Below are 21,461 nucleotides of genomic sequence, written 5' to 3'. Positions count from 1 at the left end.
CGGGGTGGTTCAGGCTGTCGGCCCGTGTTTGCTGGCGCCGACCGATTCGGCCGCGAACAGCAGCACGACCGCGGCGACGACCGCGATCAGGAAGCCCCAGAAGTTGAGTTCGGTGATCGAACCGACGCCGATGAGGCTGGCGATCACCCCGGCGATGAGCGCGGCGGCCATGCCGATCACCAACGTCATGCCCATGCTGATGCTCTCTTTGCCCGGCTTGAGCAGACGTGCCAACACACCGACCACCGCACCGATGATCAAGAACCCACAGATCTGAACAATCGCGTTGAACATCGCTGGAACCTCCTGTGCTGGCGAACCCGATGTGATCGATCATTTCCCTCTGTCGGGTGTCGGTGCCAGCCCGGGCGGCGTCGTGTGGCCCAACCGTGTCCGCACCGACGCCACATCACAACATCGCGCGCGGGCCGTGTCCGCTAGTTGGTTCCGGCGAGGATGACCGGGCGGCCGTAGCGGGGTTGTGTCGGTCTGTTGCTGTGCGGGAACAGCGCGCGATACCGGTCGACGTCGGCGATCGCGACGGGACTCGGAGTGCGCAGCACGATCCATTCCACGCCTTCGGTACACGGCGGTGTGGTCAGTGACCCCTGGTACCGGAACTGCGCGAGGTTGTCGGGCAGGAATGTGCGCGGGTCGATATTGCTCACTGTGCGGGAGGCGCCGACGCGGTCCGGGGATGCGGTGAGGACCTGGCTCAGCGGGGCTGACGCGTCCTGGGCACGAAGCTGGACCGCGAGGACGGCCAGTCTGCCGGTCTGGTCGGTGTGCACGAGATGCAGTTCCATGGCGGTCTCGGCGCCGTCGACGGTGTGTTCGCTGGGCAGGTGGAAGTGGTACTGGGCCAAGGAGAACGGGGTGCCGTCGACAATGATCCGGTTGCCGGAGTCGGCGGGCATGGTGGCCTGGATGGTGTGGCCGTTGTTGGTCAGGGTGGCCGCGGGGATCGGCCGGTAGGCGATCTCGATGTTTCCGGCGGGGTGTGACTCGGTGGCGTCGGAAAGATCGATCGGCGACTGGGCGTGGCCATTTCGGCAGGTCGCGTAGTGCTTGTCGAGATCAGCCCAGTGATCGGGGCCGTCGGCGTCGTAGTCCCAGTGCGGAGTGATCGTGTCGGAGCCGCCGCAGCCGGCGACCGCGAGTAGTGCGAGGGCAGCGAGTGCGCCGCGACGGGTCATGACGGATCGAACGGGACTGGGGGCATTGTGACGAACCGACACCGGTGCAGCTCCTTGCCAGGATTCTGCCGTCGGCCCGGATGGCTGACGTCGCCCGGGACGGCAGTGCGCGCACGTCGAAACCAGCCAATCGCCAACGGTGACTGGACATGTCCGATTTGCACCGAATATCCTTCTAGTGCAGTCTATTTCGGGTGCGCGTAGGGTATCAGGCTATGCCTGTGATCGCAGCGGATACCAGAGCCGATCGCCGCGAGATAGGTCACATCCGCGCCGGCGATTTCTCTTCATCCTCGGGCTTCCAGATGTTCGTCGAGCACGCGCGCGATGTAGGGCAGCACGTGTGGCGCGGTCAGTTCGTAGTGGGTGCCCTCGATGTCGTGGTTGATGATTTCGCCGGTCACATACGGCCGCCAGCCGTCCGGGCCGAAGATGTCGGAGGTGTCGGAGATCGCGCGGAAATACACGATGTCGCCATCGAACACCGGGCGCCGGTATCCGGTTCTGGTTCGCGCCGATGCGTTGTACGACTCGGCAATCCGTTCGATGGCGTCCGCGTCGATCAGCGATACGCCGCCGAGCCGCTCACGGATCAGGTCGGCGGCCTCGTGCGCGGTCGCGTCGGCGGGCACATCCTGGATGCCGACGACCGGGCCGAACGTGTTGACGAAGGCGCCCGCGGTGAGCCGCTCGATGCTGTCACCGTCGATGTCGGCGGTATCGGCGTCCAGTAGCGCGACGATACCCACCGTGTCGCCGGCCTTCTGCAACTTGGTCGCGATGGCGTGCGCGATGAGCCCGCCGAATGACCAGCCGAGCAGGTGGTACGGACCCTCCGGCTGGATGGCGCGGATCTCGCGTATATATCGGTCGGCGAACTCCTCGACCGAGCGCACGGGTGGTTCGTGGCCGCCCAGATCCGGAGCCTGCAGGCCGTAGATCGGTCGGCCCGGCCGCAATGCCTCCGCGAATCCGAGGTAGGTCCAGGATATTCCGGACGCCGGATGGACGCAGAACAGCGCGGGCTCGGTGCCGCCGACCCGGATCGGCAGCAGCACATCGAGACCAAGGCCGCCCGGGATGGGCGCGGTCACGGCCGCCGCGTGTGCTGCGGCTTCCTCGGCAGCGGCCGTCTGCGCCGCGGGAGTCTCGGCGAAATGCGCGGCCGCGCCGAGCGCATCCATCCACAGGTCGGCCAGCTCGGCCACCGTGTCCGTGTCGAGCAGCGTCGCAGGGAACCCGAAGCTCACCTGTAGCCCGTCGCCGATGACCACAACGTTCACATCGAGAGCGGATTGCAGTGGCACGTCCGGATGTTCGGCGGCGTGCAGGTCGCCGAGTTCCTCGGCCGGCAGCCAGCCGAGGCGTTCCAGCCCGGCGGGGACGTCGCCCGTCGAGTAGCGGCCCAGGTAGTTGAAGCTGATCCGGCCGGGCAGACGTGCCGGAAGGCGTTCCGCCGTCGCGGGATTCAGGTAGCGCAGCAGGCCGAACCCGATGCCGTTGTCCGGCACCGCGGACAGCTGATTGCGCACCGCGCGGATCGCCGCGCCCATGGCAGGGCCGCCGGTCAGCGCGTCGTCGACATCGATGCCGGTGAGGTCGAGCCGCACCGGGTAGAGGCTGGTGAACCACCCGATCGTGCGGGACAGGTCGGCGCCGGGGATGACGTGCTCCTGTCTGCCGTGGCCTTCGAGCCGCACCAGCACAGTGTCGTCGGCACCGCCACGCCAGCGCACCACAGCCAGCGCCAGGGTGGCGAGCAGGGCGTCGTTGGCGCCGCAGTGGAAGAGGGCGGGCAGCGTGGTGAGCAGCGCGCTGGTGACTTCGGCGGCTGACGCGCGTTCGACCGTGCGCAGGGTGTGCGTCTGATCGACGGCGGCGTCGAGCTCGCGGGAGCCGATCAGCGGGTCCGGGCCGCCCTCGATGACGCGCTGCCAGTAGCCGAGTTCGGAAACTCTCCTGTCCGAGTGTGATTCGTCGGCCAGTGCGTGCGACCAGCGCCGCATCGAGGTGCCGGTCTCGGCCAGAACCGGGATGTCGCCGACCGACACCTGCGCCCACACGGCGACCAGATCCGGGATCAGAATACGCCAGGAGACGCTGTCTATGACGAGGTGATGCGCTACCACAATGAGCCGGCCGGCCCTGGTCCGTGCGCCCGCGCCGCCCACCGGGTCGAGCCAGACGAACTGCAGCACAATACCGTTTGCCGGATCGAGCCGGTTCATCGCGGAATCGAGCTCGGTCACCGTGTCTTCGCGTAGCCGGGCGGAATCGGCGGCGTCGATCTCGACGCGATGGACGAGTGCGCCCACGTCGATCGAGCCGGGTTCGCCGACCAGCAGCCGCGGCGCGCCGTCCTCGGCTGCGCTCAACCGTGCGCGGAGCATGTCGTGCCGGTCGACCGCGGCTGTGACAGTCGCGACGATCTGGGCGCGTTCGATGCCGACCGGCAGCTCCAGTACCGCGGACTGTGCGAAGCGGTTGAAGTTACCGCCGCGCTCGAGCATGTAGTGCACGATCGGCGGAACGGGCATATCGCCGACACCTCCGCCGGGCAGCTCGTCGAGCGTCACAACCGCGCCCGCGACATCGGCGGCGGTGGCCAGCGCGGCCACCGTTGGGTGCTCGAAGACCTGTAGCGGCGTGCAATGGATGCCCTGTTGCCTGGCCAGCGACACCAGCTGGATGGCGAGGATGCTGTCGCCGCCCAGCGCGAAGAACGAGTCGTCGGCGCCCACCTCGTCGAGACCGAGCAACGCGCAGAAAATCGCGGCGACAGCCTTTTCGGTGGGTGTCGACGGTGCGCGGTATTCGGTACGGTCGGCTGTGAATTCCGGTGCGGGCAGCGCCTTCCGGTCGAGTTTGCCGACGACAGTGAGCGGGATCCTGTCCAGCACGGCGAAGGCGGACGGCACCATATACGCGGGCAAGGTGTTCGCCGCGGCGGCGCGCACCCTCGCGACGTCGAGCTCGACCCCCGGCGTCGGCACCAGGTAGGCCGCCAGCGCCGTCGCGCCGGTGGGACCGGGGACGCCGAGCGTCATCGCGAAGTCGACGCCCGCGGTGCGCCCGAGGACGGCATCGATCTCGCCGAGCTCGATGCGCTGACCGCGCACCTTGACCTGGAAGTCGGTACGGCCGATGTACTCCAGGTCGACATGCGACGCGGAGCGCGTCCAGCGCACCAGATCACCGGTGCGGTACATCCGCGACCCCGCCGCACCGAAGGGATCGGCCATGAAGCGAGCGGCGGTCAGGCCGGGCCTGGCGTGGTATCCGCGGGCCAGACCAGGTCCCGCGAGGTACAGCTCACCCGGGACGCCGACCGGAACCGGGCGCAGCCGATCGTCGAGAACCAGGGCGGCTGCGCCTCGGACCGGCCTACCGATGGAGACCGGCTCGCCGACGACGAGAGGGTCGGAAGCCGTTGCCAGGATGGTGGTTTCGGTCAGGCCGTACAGATCGACCATCGTGCGGCCCGCCGCCCAGCGTTCGACGAGTTCGGCACCGACGGCCTCACCGGCTACCGCGAGCACCCGCACGCTCGGCACCTCGGCGGGATCGATGGTGGCCAGTGCCGACGGCGTGATCACCATGTGGGTCACCTGTTCGGCCTCGATGAGCTCGCTGAGCGCACTGCCGCCGAACACCTCCGGCGGCGCCACCACCGAGGCGCCGCCTGCGCCGAACGCCATGATGGCCTCGAACACCGACGCGTCGAAACTCGGTGAGGCCACCTGCAGGACTCGGGAGTGCTCGTCCAAGCCCAGCAGATCACGCTGTGCCGCGACCATGTCGGCGAGCCCTCGATGGGACACCGAGACGCCCTTGGGTGTTCCGGTCGAGCCCGAGGTGTAGATCAGCCACGCCGGGTTGTCCGGCCGGATCGGGGTGGGCAGCTCGCTCTCGCGTACGGCGGTGCCGCGTGCACGGAACCAGCGTTCGACGAGCTCGGGGTCGTCGAGCACGAGCCAGTTCGTATTGTTCGGCAGCATCGACCGGTAGGCGGCGACGGTGAGACCGACCCGGGTGCCGGAATCGGCCAGCATGTGCTCGATCCGCTCCCGCGGGTGCTTCGGGTCGATCGGCAAGAAGGCCGCCCCGATCTTCGCGGCCGCCCACAAGCCGGTGAGCAGTTCGGCGGAACGGGGCAGGCCGAGCGCCACCACGGTTTCGGGCCCGGCGCCTGCTTCCAGCAACAGCCTCGCCAGCCGGTCGGCGTGCGCGTCGATCTCCCGATAGGTCGTTGTGTGTCCGGCGACGGCCAGGGCGGCGCGCTCCGGGTAGTGCGCGACGGAGGCCGCCAGCAGCTGAGAAAGCGTTGTCGTCCTATCACTTTCGGGGCCCCGCACCGGCACCAGGGCGCTGCGCTCCGCGTCGTCCAGGATGTCGATATCGGCGAGGCGCACCTCCGGCTGGGTGAGGACGGTGGTGAGCACACGCTGCCACCGGGTGGCCAGCGCGACGACCGTCGCCTCGTCGAAGAGGTCGGTCGCGTAGGTCAGCACGCCATCCAGGCCGGCCGGTTCCGTCCCGGCGAAGCGCTCGCGCAGGTCGAGTATCAGGTCGAACTGCGAGGAACGTCGGTCGAAATCCTCCGCTTCGAACCGCAGGCCGGGCAGTTCGAGGACCGGCTCGACGAAGTTCTGCAGGGTCAGCAACACCTGGAACAACGGGTGGTGCGCGGTCGACCGGCTCGGGTTCAGCACCTGGACCAGCTGCTCGAACGGCACATCGGCGTTGCCGAACGCGTCCAGATCGGCCGACCGGAGCGCGGTGAGGAACTCGGTGAATCCGGCGCTCTGGTCGACTCGGGAACGCAGCGCCAGCGTGTTGACGAACATGCCGACGAGCTCGTCCAGCGCCTGCTCGCCGCGACCGGCGACCGGGGTGCCGATCACCACGTCATCGGTGGCGCCGAGCCGGGCCAGCAGGACCGCCAGCGTGGCGTGCACGACCATGAACGGGCTGACGTGGTGCGCGGTCGCGAATCGCACCAGGGCGCTGTGCAGTTCGAGGTCGACGGTGAATGTGTAGTCGGCGCTGCGCATCGAGTTCACCGCGTGGCGCGGGCGGTCGGCGGGAAGCTCGAGCAGCTCCGGCACACCGGAGAGCGTGCGGGTCCAGTATCGGATCTGTTCGGCGGCAGTCGATTCCGGATCGGATTCGCTACCGAGCAGCTCGCGATGCCAGAGTGCGAAGTCGGCGTACTGAACGGCAAGCGGTGCCCGAGCGGTGTCGGCCCCGGCCGACCGCGCCGAGTAGGCGGCGACCAGATCGGTGGCGAGGGGCGCCATCGACGCGCCGTCAGCGCTGATGTGATGCACCACCAGGACGACCACGTGGACCGGTGCGGAACTCGCGGGCACCGCGGAGTCCTCGGCGCCGCTCATGGAGTGACCGGGGGAAACCTGTGTGGCGCCTGCCGCGTGTTCGGCGGAGGTCGCAGCGGTGCCCGGTGGGTGAGCCGTAGGTGAGGTGACGCGGAAGACACCCACGCGCAGAGGTGGTTCCTCGGTGACATCGAATCCGGTGCCTGCCACTGTGTTGATCCGATCGCGCAGCGGTGCGCCATCTTCGGTGTCGAGCAGGGTGATGGCCGGTGCGGCCATCTCGGCATCGATGACTACCTGCCGCGGTCCCGCCTCGTCGGCGGGGTAGATGGTGCGCAGACTCTCGTGCCTGCCGACGACATCGGCGAGCGCTTGCCGCATGGCATCGACATCCAGTTCGCCGGTGACCCGGAGCGCGACCGCGATGTTGTAGGCGGGTGAGGTCGGATCCATGCGGTTGAGCACCCACATGCGCTGTTGCGCCGGAGACAGCGGGATCCGGTCCGGCCGGATCTGCGGGGCGAGGGCGCAGCGGCCGGGCTTGCCGTCGGTGGCGGGGACGACCCGCGCCGACAGCTGGCTGACGGTGGGCGCGTCGAACAGATCACGCAGCGTGATCCTCGACCCGAGCGCCGAATTCACCCGGGCGACCACCTTGATCGCACTCAGCGAGTTGCCCCCGGATTCGAAGAACGTCTGGTCGACGCTCACCCGGTCGGCGCCGAGCACCTCGGCGAATACTCCGGCGACGGCTTCTTCCACCGGGGTGCGCGGCGCCAGATACGGACGGTGGGTACCCGAGAAGTCGGGCACCGGAAGGGCTGTGCGGTCCAGCTTGCCGACCGGGGTGAGCGGAATCGAATCCAGCACGACGACGTAGCCGGGCACCATGTACCAGGGCAGTTCCGCGGCCAGCCGCACCCGCAGCCGCTCGGTATCCAACTTCGCCCCCTCGGCGGGCAGCACATAGGACACCAGTGCGGTCTCCCCCGCCGGGTCCGTGCGCCCGATCGTCACCGCGTACCCGACCTGCTCGTCGCGGGACAATGCCGCGTCGATCTCGCCCAGTTCGATCCGCAGGCCGCGGATCTTGACCTGGAAGTCGCTGCGGCCCAGGTATTCCAGTTCGAGGGCGCCGTTGTCCCCGGTGCTCCAGCGCACGATGTCGCCGGTCCGGTACATTCGCTCGCCCGGCTCACCGCACGGGTCGGCGACGAAGCGCCCCGCCGTCATCGCGAACCGGTTGAAGTACCCGCGGGCGAGTGCCGGACCGGCCAGGTACAGCTCCCCCGCGACGCCCATCGGCACCGGGCGCAGCCAGGTGTCGAGCACCATCGTGGCCGCACCCAGGATCGGCCCGCCGATCGTGATCGGCTCGCCCGCGACGAGTTCCGCCGACCCGGTCGCCGTGATGCTGAACTCGGAGGGGCCGTACAGGTTCACCATTCGCCGGCCCACCGACCACCGCTCGATCAGCTCCGGTGTCACGGCCTCACCGGCGACCGCCAGCCCGCGCAGGTGGTCCAAATCGCTGGGGTCCATCGTGGCCAGCACCGACGGCGTGACGACCGCATGGGTCACCCGCTCGGTGCGCAGCAGTCGTTCGAGCTCGGCGCCGCCGTAGACATCCGGCGGCGACACCACGAGCCGCCCGCCCACGCCGTGCGTCGTCACCAGCTCGGCCACCGCGGCGTCGAAGCTGGGCGAGGCCACATGCAGTGCGCTCGCGGTCGCGTCCAGTTCGAGCGACGTCTGGTAGGCGGCCACGAAATTCGCGATGCCGCGGTGGCTGAGTAGCACAGCCTTCGGCGTGCCGGTGGAGCCCGAGGTGTAGATCAGGTAGGCCGCCTGATCGATCTCGATGGAGCCGCCGCGTTCCTCGTCGGTGACCGCGGCGTCGGAGACCGTCATCGCTGTCCGGATCGTGCCGGGGTCGTCGAGGAGCACCCAGTCGACGGTGCCCGGCAGCCTCTCGCGGATCGCGGTCACCGTCACACCGATCGGGGCCTTCGAGTCGGTGAGCATCTGCTCGATCCGTTCCACCGGATAGTGCGGATCCAGTGGCACGAAGGCCGCGCCCGTCTTGGCCAGCGCCCACACCGCGACCACCGATTCCAGCGATCGGGTGAGGGCGAGCGCGACGAACACCTCTCGGCCGGCACCCCTGCGCAGCAGCACCCGGGCGAGGCGGTTGGATTGGGCGTCGAGTTCACCGTAGGACATGGTGAGCTTGTCCACGCTGACCGCGATGGCTCCGCTGTCGATGCGCGCGCCGTCGGCGAGGATCTCGGGCAGGGTCCGCAACGGTACCGACTCCGGCCCGCGGACCGGCAGCAGTGCGGCGCGTTCCGCGTCGTCACAGTGCTGCAGCTGCGAGACCAGGGCGCGTGGGTGCTCGGCGAGCTGGGTCAGCAGCCGGACGAAACGATCCAGCAGTGTCCGCGCCGCCGGGTGATCGAGCTTGTCGGCCATGAACTTCAGGGTGATGTGCAGCGTGTCGGTCCCCTCGCCGCCGCGTAGCGGGGTGACCAGGAGGTTCAACGGGTACGCCGCCGTGTCGGTGACTTCGACATCGAGCACCTGTATCCCCGCGCCGCCGAGCATCTGCGAGAGCATTTCCCGGTCGATCGGATAGGACTCGTAAACGACCATCGTGTCGAACAGTTCGGCAAGACCGACCGCCTGGTGGATGGCCACGAGCCCGACCTGCTGGTAGTCCATCAACCGGGCCTGCTCGGCCTGCAGCCGGGCCAGCAGCTCGACCACCCGTTCCGCGGGGTCGAGTCGCACGCGCACCGGCAGCGTATTGATGAACAGGCCGACCATCTCTTCGACGCCCGCCAGTTCCGGTGGTCTGCCGGAGACCGTCCCGCCGAACACGACGTCGGTCCGGCCGGTCAGCATGGCCAGCACCATCGCCCAGCCGGCCTGCACCAGGGTATTCACCGTGGCGCCGGATTCGCGGGCGACCGTCTCCAACCGGGCGACCGTGCCGTGGGGCAGGTCGGTGGAGATCGTCCCGGTCTCGGTGGACTCGATGCCTGCCACGGTCGGGACCGCGCGGGTCGGGGTATCCACGCCCGCCAGCGATCGCGCCCACGCGGCGACGGATGCCGCGTCGTCCTGGGTGCGCAGCCAGGTCAGGAACTCGCGGTAGGGGTGGGCGGGCGGCAGCGCGGAGGCATCACCCGAGGTGACATACAGCGTCAGCAACTCGCGCACCACCAGTGGCCCCGACCAACCGTCCAGCACGAGGTGATGGTTGGTCAGCACGAATCGGTATCTGTCGGCGGCGGTCCGGATGAGCATGAAGCGCAACGGTGGTGGTCGGGTGAGGTCGAATCGGGTACGCGCGTCCATCGCGATCACCCGATCCAGTTCCCGTTGCCGCAGGTCGGCGTCCGGAATGCTGGTGAGATCCACCTCCTGCCAGTGGACTTCCGCATCACCGAGAACGAGCTGGCGTGGTCCGTCGCCGGTTTCCATGAAGGCGACCCGCAGGTTGTCGTGCCGCGCCACCAGTGCCTGCGCGGCGGCGCGCAAGCGGGGCGCGTCCACCGTGCCGGCCAGGGTGAGAATCGACTGCACGGTGTAGCTGTCGGCGGTGTCGGAATCGTAGAGAGCATGGAACAGCAGACCGAACTGCAGCGGCGAGAGCGGCCACACATCCGCGACGTTCGGATAGGTCTGGTCCCACTCGTCGACCTGCGGCTGAGTCACCGATACGAGGTCGAAGTCGGACGGCGTGTGACCACCCGCGCCCGCGGTCTCGGCATGGGCGGCGAGCGCCCGCAGGGCATCGGTCCATAGTTCGGCGAGTTCGTCGACGTCGGCGGCGTCGAGCAACCGGGAGGCGTAGGACCAGGTCACTTCCAGGCCGCTGCCGGTCCGGACGGCGCTGATGTCGACAACGGCGGCCAACGGCGCCCGGTCGTCCTGCGTTGCCACGAAGCGTTGCGGGAGAAAGGCTTCGGGTGTGCCGTCGATCGTTGTCCGGTCGAGGTAGTCGAAGCGGATCTGCGGGGTTGGCACGCCCGCGAGCGCGTCGGCGGTGCCGGTGTTCAGGTAGCGCAGGATGCCGAAGCCGATGCCGTGGTCGGGCAGGGCTCGCAGCTGCTCCTTGATGGCCTTGATCGCGGCGCCCGCCGCCGCGCCGCCCGCGAACGCGTCGGCCAGGTCGATACCGGTCAGGTCGAGGGCCACCGGGTACATGCTGGTGAAACAGCCCACTGTGCGCGCGAGATCCGCGCCGGGCAGGAGGGCAGCCACGCGGTCGTGGCCCACCAGCGTGCACAGCGCGGCGGCCCGGTCGCGGCGGCGACCCAGTGCCATCGTGAGTGCGGTGAGCAGTACATCGTCCGGGCTGCAATGGAATCGGTCGGGCGCGTCGGTGAGCACGATGTTCGCGACATCCGGTGCGATAGTCGTGTGCCGATGCGCGATCGTGGCGACCAGATCGACAGTGGGATCGAGGGTGTCGGAGCCGAGGGCCGGATCGGGTGTCGCCAGAACGCGCTGCCAGATCGGAAGTTCGCCGACGCGCTCGCCCGCGTGCGCGAGCTGAGCGTGCGCCCAGCGCCGGAACGAGATGCCGCCCGGGGCCAGGACGCCGCCCCGTGCCGCTGTGGCCAGATCCGCCGCCAGGATTCGCCCGGAGAGCTCGTCGGTGACGAGCTGGTGCATGACCAGCCAGCACAGAGGTTCGGCGTCGGCCCGCTCGAGCAGGACAAACCGCGCGACGACACCGGACTCGGGGTCGAGCAGGTCGGCGGCGCGCTGCACTGCGCGTTCGCAGGCCTGCTCGTGGTCCGGACCCGCCGCCACGACCTCCACCAGCGTCTCGGCAGCGACCGAACCGCGTTCGGCGACAACCCATTCCCAGCCTTCGTCGGTGTGCCGCAACAAGGAACGCAGCAGGTCGTGGTGGTCGACCAGCGCCTGCGCGGCCGCGCCGAGTCGCGCTCGCTCGATACCCGCGGGCAAGCCGATCACGACCGCCTGGCTGAACCGGCGCCACGTATCCCCCTGGTCCAGCATCGCGTGCACGATCGGTGTGAGCTCGACAGTGCCGACGCCGCCACCGGGCAATTCGTGCACCACCTGTGCCGGTACCTCGGTGGCCACAACAGCCAGCGCGGCGACAGTCTTGCGCTCGAAGACATCCCGGGCACTGAACGCGAGCCCGGCTGCCTTCGCCCGGGACACCAGCTGGATCGAGACGATGCTGTCCCCGCCGAGCGCGAAGAAGCTCTCGTCGACACCTACCGCCTCGAGCCCCAGCACCTCGGCGAACAGCGCGGCCAGTGCTCGCTCGCGCGCAGTCGACGGCGCGCGGCTGACCGTCGCGCGGCGGCCCGCATCCGGTGCGGGCAATGCGGCGCGGTCTACCGTGCCGAGCAGGGTGAGCGGGATGCGGTCGAGCAGCACGACGACCGCGGGCACCATGTAGGCCGGAAGCGATTCACCGGCAGCCGCTTTCAGTGCCTCCGGATGGATCTCGGCTCCCGGCCCGGGTAGCACGTAGGACACCAGCTCAGTGGCGCCGGAGTCGGCCTGGACGCCGAGGGTGATCGCGAAATCCACGTCCGGGTGCCGTCGTAGTGCCGCGTCGATTTCGCCCAGCTCGATGCGGAACCCACGCACCTTCACCTGGAAGTCGCTGCGGCCCTGGTATTCCAGTTCGGGCTTGCCCTCGCGGGTGCTCCAGCGCACCAGGTCGCCGGTCCGGTACATCCGCGCGCCGGGCTCGTACGGGTTGGCGACGAATCGTCCAGCCGTGAGTCCGCTGCGCTCGTGGTAGCCGCGCGCCACTCCGGGGCCTGCGAGGTACAGCTCACCTGTCGTATTCGGGGGAACAGGTCGCAGCCATGGGTCGAGCACGACGCCGGAGACCCCGCGCACGAGGCTGCCGATGGTGATCGGCGTGGCGGGCGTGAGGGCTTCGCTCACGGTCACCGTCACGGTGGTTTCCGTCGGACCGTAGGCGTTCAGCAGCGACCGCCCGGACCACTTCGCCACCAACTCGGGCGGGCAGGCGTCACCACCGACAACCACCGTGCCCAGTTCGGGCAGCGTCATCGGATCCAACGACCCCACCACCGCAGGCGTGACATCGAGATGGGTGACATGGTGCGCGCGCAGCACCTCCGCCAGCTCCTCGCCCGCCGCGGCCGACGGCGGCACGACGACCAGCGTGGCACCCGCGGCAAGGGTCACCAGGATCTCCTCGATCGAGATATCGAAACTAGGCGAGACAGCGTGCGCCACCACGGAATCGGCATCCACACAGAACTCGGCGCCGGAGCTCGCGACCAGATCGGCCAAGCCGCGGTGCGCGACCGTCACCCCCTTGGGCGATCCGGTCGATCCGGAGGTATAGATGATGTACGCGGCCTGGTCCAGGTGCACGGGGGCGTGGCGCTCGCCGTCGGTGATCGCCGCAGCGTCCTGCTCGGCCACGTCGAGCTGGGTCGCCTCGTCGTCGAGGACCAGCCAGTCGACCCGGTCCGGCAGCGACGGTCGGACGGCCGCGACGGTCACGCCCGCCATGACACCGCTGTCGACGACCATGTATTCGATCCGGTCGGTGGGATAGGTCGGATCGAGCGGCACGAACGCCGCGCCCGTCTTCGCCACCGCGATCATCGCCGACACCGACTCCGCCGAACGCGGAATCGAGATCGCCACGGTGGTTTCCGGTCCGGCACCGGCCGCGATCAGCAGCCGGGCCAGCTGATTCGTATACTCGTCGACCCGGCGGTAGGTCAGCGTGGTCTCGCCGCCGCGGATCGCATCCCCGTCAGGATCGAGTGCCGCACCGGCGGCGAGGATGTCGGGCAGTGAACGGGGTGCGACACCTTCCGGCCCGCGTACGGGGGCGAGCTCGGTCCGTTCGTCGTCGGACACGACCGGCACGGTCCAGAGCGCCGCGTCCGGGCCCGCGGCGAGGAACCGGTGCAGGAACAGCAGGAACCTGCGGTGGTGCGCCGCCAATTCGACGTCGCTGTAGAGGTTTCTGTTGCCCTGGAAGTCGATGTGGGTGCTCTCACCACCCACCCCGGGATACAGGTTGACGAAGAGATCGTCGATCAGCCCGGAGGTCAGCACATGCACCCGTCCGGTGACCGCGCCGAGCTGAATCCGGGTGTCCACCATCATCAGGTTCACCGACGGCCCGAACGATGCGGGTTCGTCCATCGGCCAGCCGAGATCACGAAAGATGTCCTCCTGGCGGTAACGCTGTCGTCGTAACGCGCCGGTGAGCTCACCTTGCGCAGCGCGGATCACGTCGCCGACAGTGGTGGTCGGCGACAGCGTGAGCCGCAGCGGGACGACATTGGCGACCATGCCACCGGAACGCCGTAGGCTCGCCGTGGTGCGCGCCGAGACAGGAAGGCTCAGCACGACTTCTCCGGCTCCGGTCATGGCGGCGAGGTACGCGCCGAACGCGGCGACGACGGTCGGCGCGACGGCCGCGGAGGCAGCCTTCGCGGCAGCGTCGAGCAGCGCGGCCATGTCGCTGGTCAGCGTGCCGGTGACGCGCCTCGGGTGCGCGTCGACATCGGCGATGCGCCCGGCAAGGCTCACCGGGTCGGCCATCGCGCTGAGGTGCTCGCGCCAATACTCCCGGTCGGCCGCGAACCGGTCCGAGTTGCGATAGGCCACATCGGCGTCGACGATCGTGCGGAGGTGTTCGGCCGTGGCCGCAGGTGGTTCCTTGCCCTCGATCGCCGCGTTGTAGAGCTCACTGGTGCGCTGCACCAGAGCCACCGCGCCCATACCGTCCAGCACGATGTGGTGAATCCGCGTGTAGCAGAACCAGCGGTTGTCGGCGACCCGCAGCATGGCGCCACAGACCAGGCGATCGACGGTCAGGTTCAGCGGTGCCGCGTACTCCGCACACATCCACGTGTGCGCGGCCGCCACCGGATCGGGTTCGTCACGGAAATCCAGGACGACCGAGCTTTCGTCCAGCGTGGTGTCGACCAGCTGGTAGGGGTACCCCCCGACCTCGATCAGCCGCAGATACCCGGTACCGAACTCGCGACCGGCCTGGCGCGCAGCCTGCGCCAGCACCTCGAGGTCGATCGTCCCTTCCATGTCGATGTACTGCGCGATGGAAAAGGGGGTGTCGCCCGCGAGTTGCTGGGCGAACCAGATGCCGTGCTGAGCCGCCGACAGCTCGAATGCGCCCTCGGGTAAACCGGGGCCGGTCTCGATAGACGATAGGGAAGGCTGTTGCATGATGACGAGTCCTAGCGCCGCGTAGCAGGCGACAAGTCAATTCTGGACCTGTCCGGCGCATGCCGGAAGTGCCTTGCCGACGCTGCGCGAGATCGCCCAGTTGGATCGCCCAGCCGGTCCGGGCCTGGTCAGGCGGCCTTGTGCTGCCGGACTGACAGTCGTCGGTCCGGCAGATGCACCACGCGCAGCGGGGCGCGCTCTCGCCGACGTGCCGGCGAGAGCGCGGGCTGAAGACCCGGTGTGGTCGGGCGGACATCGATTCCATCGGCAGTCGACCGATCCAGGCATCGACACCGTCGACATCCTCGACACTACGCTGCCCGTTTGCTGCGAGGTCAAGACTGCGCTCTGGGGTCGTCGATATCGAGCCTCCTCCCCCGGGTTCCTGTGGCCCGAGGGAGGAGGCGAGCGGGGTCAGGCGCCTACATAGTCGGCGAGGTGTTCGCCGGTGAGGGTGGAGCGGGCGGCGACGAGGTCGGCGGGGGTGCCTTCGAAGACGATCTGGCCGCCGTCGTGGCCTGCGCCGGGGCCGAGGTCGATGATCCAGTCGGCGTGGGCCATCACTGCCTGGTGGTGTTCGACGACGATGACGGACTTGCCCGCGTCGACGAGGCGGTCCAGGAGGCCGAGCAGTTGTTCGACGTCGGCCAGGTGCAGGCCGGTAGTCGGTTCGTCGAGGATGTAGACGCCGCCCTTGTCGGACATGTGGGTGGCCAGCTTCAGGCGCTGGCGTTCACCGCCGGACAGGGTGGTCAGCGGCTGGCCGATGGTGAGGTAGCCGAGGCCGACCTCGGTGAGGTGGGTAAGGATCTTGTGGGCGGCGGGAGTGCGGGCTTCACCTTCGCCGAAGAACTCGCGCGCCTCGTCGACGGGCATCGACAGCACTTCGTTGATGTTCTTGCCCGCGAAGGTGTATTCGAGCACCTCGGCCATGAACCGCTTGCCCTCGCACACCTCACACACGGTGGACACGCCCGCCATCATCGCCAGGTCGGTGTAGACGACGCCCGCGCCGTTGCAGTTCGGGCACGCACCTTCGGAATTGGCGCTGAACAGGGCCGGCTTCGCGCCGGTGGCCTTGGCGAAGGCCTTGCGGATGTGGTCGAGCAGACCGGTGTAGGTGGCGGGGTTGCTGCGGCGCGAGCCCTTGATGGGGGCCTGGTCGATGGAGATGACACCCTCGTCGATCGGGATCGAGCCGTGCACGAGCGAGCTCTTGCCCGACCCCGCGACACCGGTGACCGCGACCAGCACACCGAGCGGGATGTCGACGTCGACATCGCGCAGATTGTTGGCCTTGGCGCCGCGAATTTTCAACGCGCTGCCGGACTTCCGCACCGTGTCCTTGACGGCGGCGCGATCGTCGAAGTGGCGGCCGGTGACGGTGCCGCTGCCACGCAGACCGTCGACGGAGCCTTCGAAGCAGATGGTGCCGCCCTTGGAACCGGCGGCGGGGCCGAGGTCGACGATGTGATCGGCGATGACGATGGTCTCGGGCTTGTGCTCGACGACCAGAACGGTGTTGCCCTTGTCGCGCAGGCGCAGCAGCAGGTCGTTCATGCGCTGGATGTCGTGCGGGTGCAGGCCTGCGGTCGGCTCGTCGAAGACATAGGTGACGTCGGTGAGCGAGGAGCCGAGGTGACGGATCATCTTGACGCGCTGGGCTTCACCGCCGGACAGGGTGCCCGAGGGCCGAGACAGCGACAGGTAGCCGAGGCCGATCTCGACGAACGAGTCCAGGGTCTGGCGCAGCGATTCCAGCAGCGGCGCGACCGAGGGGTCTTCGACGCCCTTGACCCATTCGGCGAGGTCGGTGATCTGCATGGCGCAGGCGTCGGCGATGCTGATGCCGTCGATCTTGGACGAGCGGGCTTCGGCGCTGAGCCGGGTGCCGTCGCAGTCCGGGCAGGTGCCGAAGGTGACGGCGCGTTCGACGAAGGCACGCACGTGCGGCTGCAGCGCCTCGACGTCCTTGGACAGCATCGACTTACGGATCTTGGGGATCAGGCCCTCATAGGTGAGGTTGATGCCGTCGACCTTGATCTTGGTCGGTTCCTTGTAGAGCAGGTCGGCGAGCTGCTTCTTGGTGTACTTCTTGATCGGCTTGGCCGGGTCGAAGAAGCCGCTGCCCTTGTAGATTCGGCCCATCCAGCCGTCCATGCTGTAGCCGGGGATGGTGAACGGGCCCTCGTCGAGAGACTTGTTCTCGTCGTAGAGCTGGGTGAGATCGATGTCGTTGATGTTGCCCTTGCCCTCGCAGGTCGGACACATACCGCCGGTGATGGTGAAGCTGCGGCGCTCCTTGACGGTGACGCCGTGCTTCTCGACAGCGACCGCGCCGGAGCCGCTGATCGAGGCGACGTTGAAGGAGAAGGCCTGCGAGGAGCCGATGTGCGGGTCGCCGAGACGGCTGAACAGGATGCGCAGCATCGCGTTGGCGTCGGTGACGGTGCCGACGGTGGAGCGCGGGTCGGCGCCGAGGCGGGACTGGTCGACCAGGATGGCGGTGGTGAGACCTTCGAGGACGTCGACGTCGGGGCGTGACTGGCTGGGCATGAAGCCCTGCACGAACGCGCTGTAGGTCTCGTTGATGAGGCGCTGTGATTCGGCGGCGATGGTGCCGAAGACCAGTGAGCTCTTGCCGGACCCGGAGACGCCGGTGAAGACGGTGAGCCTGCGCTTGGGAAGCTCGACGCTGACGTCGCGCAGGTTGTTGACGCGCGCGCCGTGCACGCGGATCAGGTCGTGGCTGTCGGCCGGCTCCACTGTCGCGGTGCTGGACTTCTTGGCCGTGCTCATGGGTCTCCCTCGGTCAGTCGGCGTCGCCGGACATCGAATCTACCGGCGGTGGGGCTTACTTCGCCTGCTGGATTCGGACCATGTTGCCCGCCGGGTCGCGGAAGGCACAGTCACGGACGCCGTAGGGCTGATCGGTGGGTTCCTGGACCACCTCGATCTCGCCTGCCTGGAGCTTCTCGAACAGGCCGTCGAGGTCGTCGGTGGCGAGGTTGATCCCGGCGTAGGTGCCTTTGGCCATCATCTCCGTGATGACGCGGCGTTCCTCGTCGGTGATGCCGGGGTCGGCGGCGGGCGGGGTCAGCACGAGGGAGGTGTCGGGCTGGCCTGCGGGGCCGACGACGATCCAGCGCAGACCGCCGTAGCCGACGTCGCTGCGGACCTCGAAGCCGAGGGCGTCGCGGTAGAAGGCGAGCGCGGCGTCGGGGTCGTCCTGCGGGAGGTAGCTCTGGTGAATGGTGATGTTCATGGCGACCACGCTAATGACCCGCCGACGCCTGCGCTTCTTGATTCCTGATCGGTCTGGTCACCCGCTTGACCACGCACGATGGCATGCCCTGGGTCGCTCCGGCGTGTTCCTGGCGGTAGACGCTGGGCGGTACGCCGACGAGTTCGGTGAAGCGGGTGCTGAAGGTGCCCAGCGAGGAGGAGCCGACAGCGAAGCAGACTTCGGTGACGCTCAGGTCCCCGCGCCGCAGCAGCGCCATCGCGCGCTCGATACGGCGGGTCATCAGGTAGGAATACGGCGATTCGCCGTAGGCGAGGCGGAACTGGCGGCTGAGGTGCCCGGCGGACATGTGCACGCCGCGCGCGAGCGCTTCGACGTCGAGCGGCTGGGCGTATTCGCGATCGATACGATCGCGGACGCGGCGCAGCAGTGCGAGATCCCTGAGATGCTGGGGCCGCTCCGGGGTGCTGGTCACATGCGCGATCGTCTCACGTCCGGGCGGGGTTTCCCAGCACCGTGGGTGTCGGACCCTGCTGGCACCATCGCTGTTCGTGACGACGAATGAACGGCCGATACCGCCGCTGGATGCCGACACCGCCGGGCACGACGGCGGGTTCGAGGTGTTCGACCATTCGACCTACGCCACCGCCCTGGCCGTCTGGAACGACGAGATCGACCAGGCCCGCCGCAATTGCGCCGCGCGCCAGTTGGACGACACGAGTCCGTTCATGGACGGCCAGGTGAGTCTGCGCTGGATCTACACGCACATGATCGCCGAGTACGCCCGCCACTGCGGCCATGCCGATCTCATCCGCGAACGCATCGATGGAGCCACGGGCGTCTGACCTGTCCCTCGCCGATCACGTGACGAACGCATCCCCGTGTTCGAAGTCAGGTGCGTACGGCGGCGATCTGGTCGAGGAAGTGCGGGCAGGTGCGGAAGTCCTCTGCGTCGCAATCGAGGACATGGGTGACCGCGTCGAGGGCGGCTCGGGTGCGGGCGAGCTGGTCGGTCAGCCGGGTGCGGTGGGCTTGCAGGACCTGTTGGCGGGTGGCGCGGTCGGGGGCACGGGTGAACAGGATGCCGAGGTCGTCCAGGGACAGGCCTGCCTTCTTGCCGAGGACGATCATCGCGATGGTGTCCAGATCGGTGTCGCGGTATCGGCGGCGGCCCGCGGAGTCACGCTCGGGAGTGAGCAGCCCGCAGTCTTCCCAGTGCCGCAGGACGTGGGTGGGGAGACCGAAGTGTGCCGCCGCCGCGCCGATCGTCGTGTGTTCACCTGCCATCTGCAGACCCTATGCCGTGGCGCGGTAGCGGGTGACGACCGCGACGGGATGCCATGGGAGCCGGACGGTTTCGGTGTCGACGGTGCCGAAGTGCGCGCGCAGCGCCTGCTGGATCGCCGTGGTGCGGGCGAACCGGAAGTCGTAGATCGCGAGGGTGCCGCCGGGTCGCAGGATCCGGTGCAGTTCGCGGGTGGCGGCGGTGAGGTCGGGCCATTCGTGCATGCTCAGGCTGGAGACGGCGAGGTCGATGCTCGCGTCGGGGTGTGGAAGGCTGCCGACGTCGGCGACGGTGAGTTCGGCGCGGTGGCCGTCGAGGTTGCGGTGGGCGATCTCGATCATGTGCGGGGACAGGTCGATGCCGTGCAGGCGAAGGTCTGGGCGTCGGGTTGCCAAGGTGGACAACAGTTTTCCGGGTCCGGTGCCGATGTCGACGACGGTGGCGGCCTGGGTGGTCGCTGTGTCGATGTCGGCGGTGATGCGCCGGTACAGGCCGGTGAGCAGACGGGTGGCTCGGCGGTCGTAGCCGGCGCTCTGGGCGGAGTCGAAGGTGGTCATGGGACCACCGTGCCTGTTCAGGTCGACATGAAGTCAAGCTCGGCGGTCGGGCGGACGGCGGCGGTGCGGCCCGGTGCCTGCTGGTACTGCCAGTAGAGGTTGGTGTGGGCGATGACGTCGTCGGGTTTCGGTGCGCCCCAGGGGGTTTTGTCGAAGGTGGTGTGGGCGTCGGCGACGAGGGTGACGTCATAGCCGCGGACGAAACCGCCGTGGATGGTGGAGCGGATGCACGCGTCGGTTTCGGCGCCGGTGACCACGAGGTGGCCCGCGCCCGCCGCGGCCAGCAAGTCCTCGAGCGGTGTGTCTTCGAAAGAGTCGCCGTAGCGCTTGTGCACCAGCGGTTCGTCGTCGGTGCGGGTGAGTTCGGGAACGTACTGCCAGGCCTCGGTGCCGGTGACGAGGTCGGCGGCGGAGTGCTGGATCCAGATCACCGGCACGCGGGCGGCGCGGGCGCGGTCGACGAGTGCGGCGATATTGGCGACCACCTCGTCACGGTGAATCGCTTCGCCGACGACACCGTTCTGGACGTCGACGACGAGCAGCGCGGTATTGGGACGGTCGGGCAGTGTGGTCACGGCGAAAACCTCGCGAGGATCAGAGCGGACGGAGGACGACGATGCCGGGTGTGGTGCGGACATAGTCGGCCAGTGGGGTATCGACGACCTGGTATTCGGCCAGGGAGGAGGCGTTGCGGAACACCGGGCCGGTGGGCGTTTGGACGACGATGCCGACGTGAGTGACGTCGAGGCCGGCTTCGGGGGTGTAGGCGCCGAGGAAGTCACCGGTGCGCAAGCCCGCGACGACTCCCCCGTCGACCGCGGCCGCCGGGATGTGGGTGATGGCGCGGTCGACGACGGGCAGACCGGGCAGGTAGGTGCCGCCGTCGGCTTTCGCGTTGAGGTGCTTGGTAGTAGTGACCGCGGCGGGGCTCAGGCTGGCGGTGATGTCGGTGGCTGCGATGCGGCCGGTGGTGGCCCAGTCGGTGAAGAAGTGCTTGCGCTGGGTGAATTCGACACGGCTGTCGATATAGCGGGTGGCGATCAGGTTGGTGACGAACTGGTCGCGGTCGGTCGAGCGGGAGGCGGCGTCGAGGTAGTCGAGGAAGGTGAAGCAGTCGACGCGGCGCAGGTCGACGACGAGTTGTTCGGGCTCGGTGGCGGATCCGACGAGCATGTTCGCGCCGTAGGGCGTGCCGAGCAGGCGGGCGGAGAGCCGGGCCAGCAGTTCGCCCCGGTCCACGGCGCCCGCTTCGGCGCGCACGGCGAGCAGGTCGTCGATCTTGCGGCCGGTGGCGTCGTCGACGGCCGGTGCGCCGAGGACGGGTGCGGTGGCGCAGACGAGCGCGGCGAGCACGAGCAGGATCCGGACGATGATGCGCAACAGGCCTCCAGCAGGCAACGGTCGATCGGTGCGAGCGGTTTCCACCGTAGCCGACGGGCCGGGCGCGACCTCAGCTGTTGACAACGATGATCGGGTGTTCGCCGAGAGCCGCAAGCGATTCGCGATCGTGCCGATGCCGCGCGATCACGTACCGTTGTCGCAGGTGGTCCGTGTTCGTGGCGAGTTCGCGAACACGTCGCTCGTGCAGGTTCCGACAGC

General features: G+C 68.6%; 10 protein-coding genes and 1 pseudogene. 1 reads left to right on the top strand and 10 read right to left on the bottom strand.

Annotated features, from left to right (window positions below; genetic code table 11):
* Positions 1 to 9: 9 nt before the first annotated feature.
* From ACWF82_RS05545 to ACWF82_RS05520, 6 genes are all read right to left on the bottom strand, one after another.
* Positions 10 to 294 carry a GlsB/YeaQ/YmgE family stress response membrane protein gene (locus ACWF82_RS05545; RefSeq protein ID WP_452498283.1) on the bottom strand — a complete coding sequence of 95 codons (285 nt, stop codon included), beginning with the start codon at positions 292 to 294 and terminating at the stop codon, positions 10 to 12.
* 143 nt (positions 295 to 437) lie between these two features.
* Positions 438 to 1,238 carry a carbonic anhydrase gene (locus tag ACWF82_RS05540; RefSeq protein WP_452498281.1) on the bottom strand — a complete coding sequence of 267 codons (801 nt, stop codon included), beginning with the start codon at positions 1,236 to 1,238 and terminating at the stop codon, positions 438 to 440.
* A gap of 245 nt (positions 1,239 to 1,483) precedes the next feature.
* Entirely contained in the window at positions 1,484 to 14,776 is a 13,293-nt protein-coding gene (locus ACWF82_RS05535; RefSeq protein WP_452498279.1) for an amino acid adenylation domain-containing protein, read from the bottom strand.
* Between the two features lie 414 nt (positions 14,777 to 15,190).
* Complete coding sequence (locus ACWF82_RS05530) at positions 15,191 to 17,575, bottom strand: ATP-binding cassette domain-containing protein (RefSeq protein WP_452498277.1); 2,385 nt, start codon at positions 17,573 to 17,575, stop codon at positions 15,191 to 15,193.
* Positions 17,576 to 17,630: 55 nt separating this feature from the next.
* A complete protein-coding gene (locus tag ACWF82_RS05525) occupies positions 17,631 to 18,041 on the bottom strand; it encodes a VOC family protein (protein ID WP_452498276.1) in 411 nt (136 codons plus the stop codon).
* Between the two features lie 10 nt (positions 18,042 to 18,051).
* Positions 18,052 to 18,495 carry a helix-turn-helix transcriptional regulator gene (locus tag ACWF82_RS05520; RefSeq protein WP_452498274.1) on the bottom strand — a complete coding sequence of 148 codons (444 nt, stop codon included), beginning with the start codon at positions 18,493 to 18,495 and terminating at the stop codon, positions 18,052 to 18,054.
* Between the two features lie 94 nt (positions 18,496 to 18,589).
* Between ACWF82_RS05520 and ACWF82_RS05515 the strand changes: the two are divergent.
* A pseudogene (locus ACWF82_RS05515) lies at positions 18,590 to 18,865 on the top strand (mycothiol transferase); the annotation flags it as partial.
* Positions 18,866 to 18,911: 46 nt separating this feature from the next.
* On the opposite strand, the gene ACWF82_RS05510 reads toward ACWF82_RS05515, so the two are convergent.
* From ACWF82_RS05510 to ACWF82_RS05495, 4 genes are read right to left on the bottom strand one after another with little or no spacing between them, the layout of a single operon-like run.
* Positions 18,912 to 19,307: a MerR family transcriptional regulator gene (locus ACWF82_RS05510; RefSeq protein WP_452498273.1), complete on the bottom strand. Its 396-nt coding sequence runs from the start codon at positions 19,305 to 19,307 to the stop codon at positions 18,912 to 18,914.
* Positions 19,308 to 19,316: 9 nt separating this feature from the next.
* The gene (locus ACWF82_RS05505; RefSeq protein ID WP_452498271.1) at positions 19,317 to 19,862 is read right to left on the bottom strand and encodes a class I SAM-dependent methyltransferase; all 546 of its coding nucleotides are present in this window, start codon (positions 19,860 to 19,862) and stop codon (positions 19,317 to 19,319) included.
* Between the two features lie 17 nt (positions 19,863 to 19,879).
* A complete protein-coding gene (locus tag ACWF82_RS05500; protein WP_452498269.1) occupies positions 19,880 to 20,437 on the bottom strand; it encodes an isochorismatase family protein in 558 nt (185 codons plus the stop codon).
* A 19-nt stretch (positions 20,438 to 20,456) separates the two neighbouring features.
* Positions 20,457 to 21,242: an N-acetylmuramoyl-L-alanine amidase-like domain-containing protein gene (locus tag ACWF82_RS05495; RefSeq protein WP_452498267.1), complete on the bottom strand. Its 786-nt coding sequence runs from the start codon at positions 21,240 to 21,242 to the stop codon at positions 20,457 to 20,459.
* Between the last annotated feature and the right edge of the window lie 219 nt (positions 21,243 to 21,461).

Source organism: Nocardia sp. NPDC055053 (assembly GCF_053608285.1).
This window is presented reverse-complemented; position numbering and strand designations above follow the sequence as displayed.